An 11,156-nucleotide genomic window follows, 5' to 3' on the forward strand; every position below is an offset into this window, starting at 1 on the left:
ATGCTATCGCCCACAATAGCCGTCGTCATGGCATCACGCTGATCCTGGTTGAGGTCATTGTCTTTGAAAACGGCAATACGCGTGCGCCGGCCATAACCAGGGACATCTGGCGCATCCACATGGTGCGCATCTACAAGGATTTCATCAGCGACATAGTTATAGTCGTCACAGAGCGCCTCAACAATGCCATACTTTGCGCCTTCACGCAGGATGGGAAATACAGCGAGCGTGTCCTGTGCGGCGTCCGCTAGCAAGCTTACCCAGGGCGGCGCTTGCATCATGGCGGCTACGGCGCGATGTACCACCCGCGTTCTGTGCCCACCCAGGATGAATTGACCGGGCAATTGCACACGGCCTACCTCGCCCAAAGCCGCCGGCAACCCGAAAAGCCCGCTCAACTGCGGGGATATAGCAACTTCTCCCAGATAGAAAAAGGCCGTTGTATAGGGATTATGGTATAACAGTACTTCCAGCCCTCGACCGTTATCCAACGCAAGCGTACCTTCCCGGTAAGCATCAGATGAACTTTTAGTCGCTCCCACCAGTTTGGGGGGCATCAGGTGTAATTTCCCCTGAATTTCAGGCTCCGACGCATTGGTAAAATCAAACGTGTAGGGCCAGGTCATGTTGGTGTACGCGCAGTGGAATAAAGCTCGTGGGATTTTCTTGTTTGAATATAAACAATAATGTGCCTATTGCGCTTACGCCGTGTATCAAATAGACCACACACCCAAGTATCCGGGTATCCCCTCAATTACATAGCATAGCAGCCGGCATGATGCTTAAACGCCTCGCTTTTTGGTCCTTGATGCCTTTTGTGCTCCCGCAGGCCCTGTGGGTCCGAAAAAATGCACCGCGTTTTGCAGGCGCTTCCGGCCGGCCAGAAGGCAGCACGGGTTCGGGCCCAGCCGTCAGTCTGCTTGCTATTGGAGACTCGATCATTGCGGGCGTGGGCGCGTCTACCTACGCGCGCGCATTGGTAGGTGCTACAGCGCAAGCCCTTGCCACAACGCTTGGTACTACGGTCAAATGGCGCGCCGTAGGACAAATTGGCGCAACGTCTGAAAAAGTACACAAGCGACTGCTCACCCGCCTCAAAGAAACTACATATCAATACATCATCGTATCGGCCGGCGTTAACGATATTACGTCGCTGAAACGCACTGCACAATGGCGTACGAATTTAACAACGCTTCTTGATGCATTGCTCGAAAAATATCCTGATGCAACGCTGGGCATAGCCGGCATCCCACCGCTGCATGGCTTCCCGTTGCTTCCCTCCCCACTGCGACACGTGATCGGTTTGCGTGCCCGCACATTTGACGCCATTATCCAGCAGGAGGCTGCCAAAAGGCCGCGTGTGGTGCACCTGGCATTAGACTTTGACCCCTCCCCGGAGCGGTTTTCTGCAGATGGCTACCATCCTTCTGAAGTCAGCCATGGAGAATTTGGCGTAGCGATGGCTGCTGCGCTACTTGGGCACGAGACTGTACGCGCATGAACAGTATAGCTGGCACTAAAATCCATGAAGCGTTGCCTCCTCATTTGCAGGAGCGCGTCAGGCCATTGAACGACATCGCTATCCCCGCCGGCCGGCCCTTTGTACTTTACTGGATGCACCATGCCGTCAGAGCCCACGAAAACCCGGCGTTTGACGTTGCAATCCACATAGCCAATCAGCTAACAGTACCTATACTCGTGTACCAGGGACTTGCAGGCAGGCACCCTTACAATTCCGACAGACACCATACCTTTATCCTCGAAGGCGCGCGTGACGTTGCCCGTGCACTCGCAGCAAGAGGCATAGCCTATGCCTTCTATCTCGGCCAAGACCCGGAGCACCCCGCTCCTTTGCAGCGCCTGTGCAACCAGGCTGCCCTTGTAGTAACGGAAGATTTCCCTGCCCCACCCTTCCCCCGATGGTACAGCGCGATCGCTCGAAAAATAGCGGCCCCGTTTTGGACAGTTGACAGCCACTGCATACTTCCCATGCAATCCGTGCAACAGTTCTACCCGCGTGCCTATCAGTTTAGAGAGGCGAACGAAAAGGCCTTTGCAGCGCGGGTTGGCAAAACGTGGCCGCAAATTAATCCCACGGCGCCGATGTATACTGGTAACCTGGGCTTTGCGCCAACCGATCTGGAAATAGCCGACATTGCTGCGCTTTGCGCGTCCTGCCAGATCGATCATGCCGTTGGGCCAGTGCCCCATACACAGGGAGGATCAACAGCCGGCTATCATCGATGGGAATTGTTTAAGTCCTTTGGCCTCAGCGCTTATGCGCGTTCACGGAACGACCCAACCATTAGCGCTCCACGCGGTGTGAGCCGGCTTTCACCTTACCTCCACCACGGACACGTGTCACCCTTTCGTATTGCGCGGGAAGCCGCAGCGACAAAAGGCACCGGTAGCGATAAATTTCTCGACGAACTGTTGATCTGGCGGGAGTTGGCGTTCAATTTATGCTTTCATAATGCAAACGTCGAAAACCTCTCCGTTTTGCCCCATTGGGCGCAAAAAACACTCATCCAGCACAATCAGGATCCGCGGCGCACTATATACAACTGGGAAACCCTCGCCCGTGCGAAAACAGGCGACACATTGTGGGACCTGGCACAGCAGTCGTTGTTGATCCACGGCGAATTACACAACAACGTGCGCATGACCTGGGGCAAAGCCATCCTCCAATGGACTGGCAACCCCGCTACTGCCCTCCGCCTGATGATCGACCTGAATCACCGGTACGCGCTGGATGGCTCAGATCCGAATTCTTACGCCGGCTTGCTATGGTGTCTCGGCCTGTTTGACCGTCCCTTCTCCCCAGACATACCCATTTACGGCAGCATCAGGCCGCGCCCAACTGCAAACCACGCCAACCGCCTCGATCTCGACAAATACAAAAATATGGTGCAACAACCAGCCCGAAACAAACCCTTGAATATAGCAATCATTGGCGCCGGCATGGCAGGCCTAACTGCTGGCCGGATACTGGCAGACCATGGCCTGCGCGTCACTCTTTTTGATAAAGCAAGAGGACCCGGCGGACGTATGGCTACCCGCCGGCACGACGCTTACGCGTTCGACCATGGGGCACAGTATTTCACGGCGCGGGATCCGCGTTTTCAGCGCTACGTAGCTTCTTGGGTAGAGGCCGACATCATTGCCCCCTGGAAAGGACAAATCGGGGTAGCAGAGCATGGCGTATGCCGTGCCAAAACGAGTACGTTGCACAGATATGTCGGGGTGCCCCGGATGAGCACGCTTACCCGCCACCTGGCAACAGGACTTGACATCCAGCTCAAAACGCGCGTCGCAACAGCAAGCCGTACCGCCCAAAGTTGGCATTTGACAGATACAGAACACCAGGACCTCGGTCATTTTGATGTGGTTCTCGTAACCACCCCGCCGGCACAAACCGCCCCGTTACTTGCAGACGCTCCCAAACTCCGGGACGTCACCAGGCAGGTTGCTATGAAACCCTGTTGGGCGTTAATGGCAAGTTTTGCTGAAACTTTACCCCTCAAATTCGATGGTCTGTTTGTACACCATCCAACCGTTGCATGGGCAGCCCGAAACAACAGCAAGCCGGGGCGGCCAGAAACGGAAAGCTGGGTGATTCATGCCGCACCCCAATGGTCCGCGACCCAACTTGAGCTGACCAAAGAAACTGCGGCTCCCAAAGTGCTGGCAGCATTCTTTGAAGCAACAGGCATAACACCTCAATCCCCAATACATCTACAGGCGCACCGCTGGCGGTATGCCCTTGCAGAGCAACCATTGGCTGATGGCTGCCTGTGGGATGCAGATCTGCAAATGGGTATTTGTGGCGACTGGTGCAACGGTTCGCGTGTTGAAGGGGCCTTTCTGAGTGGCATGGCAGCAGCCGGCCGCATCCTCGGCCTTCCCGATGAAGCATCCGAGGCATCAATCGGCATTCAGCAGTCCCTTTTCTAGCATGCAGCACGTCACACCGAAATATTGCACAGTCTGTGGACGCAAAATGACGTGGCGCAAAAAGTGGGCAAAAAACTGGGACACCATTAAATATTGCTCAAAAGCTTGTCGTAGACAAAAACTGCAACCGATAGATCATGCCCTAGAGGCAACCATTTTACGATTGCTGGGGCAGCGCGCGAACAACGGTAGTATTTGTCCGAGTGAAGCAGTCCGCGTACTGGAGGCTTCAGGCCTCATTGATAACTGGCGCGCCTACATGGAGCCGGCGCGGCAGGCGGCGCGGCGACTCGTCGTTAAGAAACAGCTTGAAATCATCCAAAAAGGACGCGTGGTAGACCCCTCAACTGCTAGAGGACCCATCAGACTCCGCCGGTCCGCCCGCGCATCAAGCTAAACAGTCCAGTCAATGCAAAAAACCCGCAACCTCATACTGATCCTCGGCGACCAGTTGGATCCCCAGGGGCCTTCTCTCGAAGGGGCTGATCCTACGCAAGACGTAGTTGTTATGGCAGAAGTAGCGTCAGAAATCGAGCGCTACCCAAATCATAAACAACGCGTTGTGCTCTTTTTGGCTGCCATGCGTCATTTCAAAGAAGACCTGATTGCTCGCGGCTTTCGGGTCATCTATCAGCACCTTGATGCCAACGCACCGGCACCGGACCTCCCGGCTTTCCTTGGCGCACAAATTGTAAGATGGCAACCAGAGGGTGTCGTCTTAACAACACCAGGGCGCCACGACCTCACCGTTGCCCTGACAAATGAAGCCGAGCAGGCCGGCATACCGCTCGATATGCGGCCAGACACCCACTTCTTTTGCTCAAAAGAATCCTTCAGCGTATGGGCACAAGGCAGAAAATCACTTGTGATGGAATATTTCTACCGTGATATGCGCAAGCAGTACGGGTACCTCATGCAAGGCAGCAAACCTGTGGGAGGCACCTGGAATTACGACAAGGAAAACCGTGGCACATTTAGCAAAAATGGACCTCAAAACCTGCCCCCTTCGACGGTCTACTCCCCTGACGCCATAACGCAGGCCGTATGCCAATCGGTTGAGCAGCACTTCCCTAACCTATATGGATCAACGGAAGCCTTTGGATGGCCCGTAACGCCAACTGATGCCCACGCTGCACTGGACGATTTTATAGAAAACCGTTTGCCCCACTTTGGTACGTATCAGGATGCCATGTGGACCGACGAGCCGTTTTTGTACCATGCACGCCTTGCGGCAGCGCTTAACCTGAAGCTGATAAATCCACGTACGGTGTGCGATCGTGCTGTTGCCGCTTATGCTGCCGGTGCCGCACCACTCAATGCCGTGGAAGGATTTATACGGCAAGTCCTGGGTTGGCGCGAGTTTATCCGCGGCGTGTACTGGCATCATATGCCGGCGTACATCAATCACAACGCATTACAGGCCAATAATCCACTTCCTGATCTGTTCTGGACGGGCAACACCCGGATGCGATGCATGCAGCAAGTTGTGCAACAACTCCTGCAATATGGGTATGCGCATCATATTCAGCGGCTGATGGTGAGCGGTTTGTTTGCGCTCCTGTACCGGGCTGAACCGGCTGCCGTTCAAACATGGTTTATGGCGATGTACGTTGATGCCGTCGAATGGGTCACCTTGCCCAACACCATCGGCATGTCGCAATATGCAGATGGTGGTGTTGTTGGTACCAAACCCTATATCGCGACGGGGAAGTACATCAAAAGGATGAGCAATTATTGCAAAGGTTGCGCTTACAATCCTGATTTAGCAACGGGTCCTGAGGCTTGCCCTTTCACAACATTATACTGGGATTTCCTGATGGAGCATGAAGCGACACTTGGGAGCAATCGCCGGATGGGATTCCAACTTAAAAACCTCCAACGCAAATCACATGCACAGCGCGAAGCTATTGCTGAGCGCGCCACAGTTGTACATGAGCTCGCCCAAACGGGAGCGCTCTGATTTTCACGTATTCAATCGCATAGAAATAGATTATGACAACAAACGAAGCTCCGGTATACATTATTTTGGGTGCCAGTGGTGGTATTGGCTCGGCGGTGAGCCGCAAACTGGCATCAACAGGTGCACATCTGTTGCTTGGTGCCCGTCAGCCAGCTCCCCTCCAAGCCCTTGCCTCAGAAATAGGCGGGGTAGCCCACACCCTGGATGCTACACAATTTGACGCAGTACAGGGTATTGTCAAGCAAGCCATCGATCAATATGGCCGGCTCGATGGCATTGCCAATTGCGTTGGCTCAATTTTGCTCAAACCGGCCCACCTCACTTCGGTCGAAGAATTTGCAGAAACGATCAACCAGAATCTGAACACCGCATTTTACACCGTAAAAGCCGGCGCACGCGCCATGATGAAGCATGGCGGCTCCATTGTGCTTTGCTCGTCAGCTGTCGCGCGGAAAGGACTTGTAAACCACGAAGCCATTGCTGCGGCAAAGGCTGGCATCGTTGGGCTTGCACAATCAGCTGCAGCCACCTACGCGCCGCGTAATATCCGCATAAACTGTGTGGCGCCGGGCCTTGTGGAAACGCCGCTTTCTGCACGTATCACCAGTTCGGAAGCTGGCAGAACACAATCAGAAAAAATGCATGCGCTTGGCCGGCTCGGCCAACCTGACGACATTGCAGAAGGTATCATCTGGCTACTCGACCATACGCGTTCGAGTTGGGTTACGGGTCAGGTGATTGGTATTGATGGTGGCTTAGGGACGCTTTTCCCGCGCCCTTAAAGCAAAGAAGCGCGATCAGATATAAAAATGGCGCAATAAGATAGTTATGCTTTGCGTCATTCCCGTTATATTTTGCATAGACCTGCAAAACCATTCTGCTGATGCGGCAAACCGTCAAACTCACAACCAATTGGTCCCTGCTCTTGCAAGAGCTCGGGGCACACCCGGATAACGTGTTGCGTCGGGCCAATTTGCCGATTAGCCTCCTCTCTCGCGAACAGGTATCCATCACCATTGAGGAGTGTTTTCGATTTTGGGAAAGCCTGGAAGCTGAACTCCCAGACCAGCCTGTGCCGTTCCTCATTGGGCACCAGCTAAAAGTCGAAGCTTTTGACCCCGCGATTTTTGCGGCGCTCAGTAGTCCCAACTTCAACCAGGCAGCCCTACGGCTGCAGAAGTACAAACGACTCATTGGGCCCTTCAGACTCGACCTGGACATCAACAGCAAAACCACACAGCTCAGTATTGACAGTATTGGCGCACAAGAACTGCCGGCTGGAATGGGCATGCTCGATCTGGTCTTTTTTGTCAGCTTTATTCGCAGAGCAACGCGCGCACCGATTGTCCCCAGGGAAATAACTGTAGTCAGAAAACCCAAATTCCTGGATAAATATCGCGCATTTTTTGAATGCGACCTCGAGGAAGGGCCAATGTACACGGTCACATTTGATGCAGAGGATGCAGCAAAGCCGTTTCTGACAGCAAATGAAACCATGTGGGATTTCTTTGAGCCAGTTTTGCAGCAGCGCCTCGCCGCTATTGAATTTGAGGCTGCGATGGCCGACAGGGTGCACGCGGCACTCTGTGAGCTTCTGCCCAGTGGCCGAGGCAGTGTGCAGGAAGTAGCTTCGATGCTGGGTGTGAGTAATCGGAGCCTGCAAAGATATTTGCAAAAAGAGAATACAAGTTTCAAACGCATCTTAAATGCTACGCGCGAACAACTCGCACGTCATTACCTGCAAAAGACGCAATTAACCGTAGGCGAGATCGCTTTTCTGCTTGGCTTCGACGAACCTAATTCATTTTTCAGGGCCTTCAAAGGGTGGACTGGTACAACCCCACAACGCGTCCGCGACATGCTGACGCTAAACTAACGTCGAAAACTGGCGCATTCAGATAGTGAATTGGCGTCTTGCAGCATGTTTTATCACACAGCGACCGTTACTTTAAACGTACCCATTTAATATGGTCATGGGGTAATCACTTCAATACAGCATTAAAACCATGCAGCATAAAAAAAGAAAAGCTGGCTTTACTATTGCGATTGGCGGCCTGCTAGCTGGCTTATTATGGGCCGGCTTACTATGGGAAGACCCGGTGTTTGCACAACCAGCAACGGCAGCATCCACTGCTCCTGCGGCGTCTATCGTACCTGTCGTAGCCACAGGGGTTGACGATGCCGCTAAAACGGCTTTTGATCAAATGATGGACGTTGTCGCCCACAAGCGATGTGTTAATTGTCATCCCTCCGGTGACCAACCCAATCAGGGTGAAGACAGTCATCCACATCGTTTTGGTGTACAGCGGGGGGCAGATGGCTTTGGCGCTGCCGGCCTGCAATGCAGTACCTGCCATCAGACAGAAAACAATACAACTTCCGGTGTCCCCGGCGCGCCTCACTGGCACCTGGCCCCTCGCAGCATGGGCTGGGAGGGTTTAAGTCGCGCAGACATAGCGCGCGCCATGATTGACCGGTCTAAAAATGGTGGACGTAGTCTCGCAGAAATTGAAAAACATCTAACTGAAGATGCACTGGTTTTATGGGTATTTGAGCCCGGTGTTAACCACGAAGGCATTCCGAGGGAAAAGCCGCCCGTATCTAAAACTGCGTATATCGAAGCTGTAAAATCATGGATTGCTGCCGGCGCCCCCATTCCAGAAAACTAGCGTGTTAACCCAAATATTATGATCTCTTTTACCATAAATGGCGAACAGACTACGGTTGATGTAGATCCAGACACCCCGCTGCTCTGGGTTATCCGGGATGAACTCGACCTCAAAGGCACCAAGTTTGGCTGCGGTAAAGCAGCCTGTGGCGCCTGCACTATTCATGTTGATGGACAGGCCGTACGCGCATGCTCCTTTGCCGTAAAATTTGCAGCAGGGAAAAACATTACAACCATCGAAGGACTCGGCACTGCTGAGAACCTTCACCCTGTACAACAGGCCTGGATCGAGGAAATAGTCCCGCAATGCGGCTACTGCCAGCCTGGCTTCATGATGGCAACCGCAGCCATGCTCGAAAAAATCCCAAACCCAACCGATGAAGACATTGACAACAACATCGTTAATGTCTGTCGCTGCGCTACGTACTACCGGATGCGCAAAGCCATCCACAGGGCAGCTGAAATCAGAAATTCCAACGCGTAGCACAGAGCAATCATGAGTGAAACAAATACAACAAAGAAAAAAGGGATGACAAGACGCAAGTTTCTTGTCGGCTCGTCCATCGGGTTTGGGGTATTGCTTGGTGCCGGCTACTTTGGCCGCCATGCCATGCGACGGTACGTGTTTGAAATGGCTGATACCATCGACCTCACCTACAGCAACAGTGCTGCGCCAAACGTCTGGTTTGAGATCACTGCAGACAACCAGGTTACACTGCATTCACCGAAGGTAGAAATGGGCCAGGGGACCTTCACCGGACTGGCACAGATCGCCGCAGACGAACTGGAAGTGGACATATCGCAAATCCGTGTGGTCCATGCAGCTACGTCGACGGGTAGTGTGGATCCCTTCTCAACCGGTGGCAGCAACTCTATTTCTGGCCTGTGGCAACCCCTGCGTGAACTCGCGGCAACCATGCGTGAGATGTTAAAGACCGAGGCAGCCGGTATTATGGGTGTTGATGCATCAACCCTTACCGCCGCCAATGGCGTAATTTCCGGTGGCAATAATTCGATGACCTACGGTGAAGTTGTCGCACAAGTTGAGTCGTGGAATGTACCCGATACGCCACCTCTAAAAGACATTAAAGATTACAAGTTTGTCGGCCAGCCTGTCCCTCGTTTAGACCTGGTCGACAAAGTTGTAGGTACACCCATTTTTGGGATGGATGCCACGATGCCGGCCATGCTGTATGGCGCAGTGGTTCGCCCCGATAAAGTTGGCGCGCGCTATGTAAGCGCAGATACCACTGAAGCGGAGCAAATGCCGGGTGTCGTTCAGGTGGTAAAAGAAGATGATTTTGTGGGTGTAGTGGCGACGTCGCGAATGGCTGCTGAACGCGCCAAAGAGGCGATTAAGGTGACATGGGATGTTGAGCGAACCTGGGAGACGCGTGATATCGAAGCAATGATTCGCGTCGGCGAAGGCACACCTATTGAGATTCAGCGCACAGGTAATCCGGCGTCAATGTTAGCGCATGAAGGGGTGATTACCGCAGAGTATACGAGCCCAATAGCCGCACATGCCCAGATTGAGCCTAACGGCGCGCTTGCCTATGTGGAAGATGACCGCGCTACTGTTGTAATCTCGACACAGGTTGTGAGCATTACGCGTAGCGAAGTGGCTGAGCGTCTTGGCATGGATGAAGAGCAGGTTGACGTAAAGCCGGCTTATCTGGGTGGTGGTTTTGGCCGCCGGCTCCACACGCCAAATGCCATTCAGGCCGCCGTATTGTCTAAAGCGGTTGGGAAGCCGGTAAAGTGTTTTTTCAATCGGAAAGAAGAATTCCAAAACGACACCTTCCGACCGCCTACGCATCACGTGATGAAAGCCCGGCTCTCCGCCACTGGCATGATCGAAGCGCTTGAACACAATGTTTCGAGTGGCGATGTGATGTTTGGTTCAGCGCTCGTGCCATCTGCCATTGAACCCATCCTTGGTGCGGATATCGGAGCGTGGCGCGGTGGCATGATCCAGTATCGCGGCATTCCACATTTCAGTGCTATCTCATGGCGGGTAAAACTGCCTTTTGCGACCAGTTTTTGGCGCAGCCTGGGCCTGCTTGCCAACACCTTTGCCATTGAGAGTTTCATGGATGAACTGGCCATAGCTGCCGGCAAAGACCCCGTGCAATTCCGTCTAGAGCACATCCAGGATGATGCACGTGGCGACAGACTCAAAGCCGTTATCCAGGCAGCCGCTGAACAAGGCGTCTGGCGTGATGGCGTTCATGACGGACGCGCCATGGGATTTGCAGCCTCTACCGATGCCAATACGCCAGTGGCCCACGTGGTTGAAGTGTCCGTTGAAGGGAAAGAGATCAAGGTACACAAAGTCACGTGTGCCATCGATCCTGGCCTGGCTGTTAATCCCGACCAGGTACGTGCCCAAAGCGAAGGCGCCATTATTATGGGCCTGAGTGGTACACTCTACGAAAAAATGGAAGTGCGAGATGGGGTACTGTATCCTACCATCTATGGACCATACAAAATGGCATTGATGCGGCACGTACCTAAAGACATAGACGTCGTGATTCTCGAAAACGCAGAGAAACCTGGCGCAGTAGGCGAACC

10 protein-coding genes are annotated in these 11,156 nt (G+C 53.5%); 9 read left to right on the forward strand and 1 reads right to left on the reverse strand.

All coding sequences use genetic code 11. From position 1 onward, the window contains the following. Positions 1-626 (reverse strand): hypothetical protein (locus tag AAF564_22760; protein ID MEM8488388.1); only part of this gene is annotated, 626 nt, incomplete at its 3' end. 149 nt (positions 627-775) lie between these two features. On the opposite strand from AAF564_22760, the gene AAF564_22765 reads away from it, so the two are divergent. The 9 genes from AAF564_22765 to AAF564_22805 all read left to right on the forward strand — a co-directional run. After that, positions 776-1,501: an SGNH/GDSL hydrolase family protein gene (locus tag AAF564_22765; GenBank protein MEM8488389.1), complete on the forward strand. Its 726-nt coding sequence runs from the start codon at positions 776-778 to the stop codon at positions 1,499-1,501. Then, the gene (locus AAF564_22770; protein MEM8488390.1) at positions 1,498-3,954 is read left to right on the forward strand and encodes an NAD(P)-binding protein; all 2,457 of its coding nucleotides are present in this window, start codon (positions 1,498-1,500) and stop codon (positions 3,952-3,954) included. Before AAF564_22765 ends, AAF564_22770 begins: the two co-directional genes overlap by 4 nt. Position 3,955: 1 nt before the next feature. Next, a complete protein-coding gene (locus AAF564_22775; protein MEM8488391.1) occupies positions 3,956-4,351 on the forward strand; it encodes a DUF2256 and DUF3253 domain-containing protein in 396 nt (131 codons plus the stop codon). A 12-nt stretch (positions 4,352-4,363) separates the two neighbouring features. After that, entirely contained in the window at positions 4,364-5,914 is a 1,551-nt protein-coding gene (locus AAF564_22780) for a cryptochrome/photolyase family protein (GenBank protein MEM8488392.1), read from the forward strand. Between the two features lie 32 nt (positions 5,915-5,946). Further along, on the forward strand, positions 5,947-6,696 hold the full coding sequence (locus AAF564_22785) for an SDR family oxidoreductase (GenBank protein MEM8488393.1): 750 nt from the start codon (positions 5,947-5,949) through the stop codon (positions 6,694-6,696). Between the two features lie 101 nt (positions 6,697-6,797). Continuing rightward, positions 6,798-7,790 (forward strand): AraC family transcriptional regulator ligand-binding domain-containing protein, encoded by a 993-nt coding sequence (locus AAF564_22790; GenBank protein MEM8488394.1) that lies wholly within the window; start codon positions 6,798-6,800, stop codon positions 7,788-7,790. Positions 7,791-7,920: 130 nt separating this feature from the next. After that, positions 7,921-8,583: a hypothetical protein gene (locus AAF564_22795; GenBank protein MEM8488395.1), complete on the forward strand. Its 663-nt coding sequence runs from the start codon at positions 7,921-7,923 to the stop codon at positions 8,581-8,583. A gap of 15 nt (positions 8,584-8,598) precedes the next feature. Next, on the forward strand, positions 8,599-9,066 hold the full coding sequence (locus tag AAF564_22800) for a (2Fe-2S)-binding protein (GenBank protein MEM8488396.1): 468 nt from the start codon (positions 8,599-8,601) through the stop codon (positions 9,064-9,066). 12 nt (positions 9,067-9,078) lie between these two features. Next, the coding region (locus AAF564_22805; GenBank protein ID MEM8488397.1) for a molybdopterin cofactor-binding domain-containing protein at positions 9,079-11,156 on the forward strand (2,078 nt) is incomplete at its 3' end.

The organism is Bacteroidota bacterium, assembly GCA_039111535.1.
Classification (GTDB): Bacteria; Bacteroidota; Rhodothermia; order Rhodothermales; family JAHQVL01; genus JBCCIM01.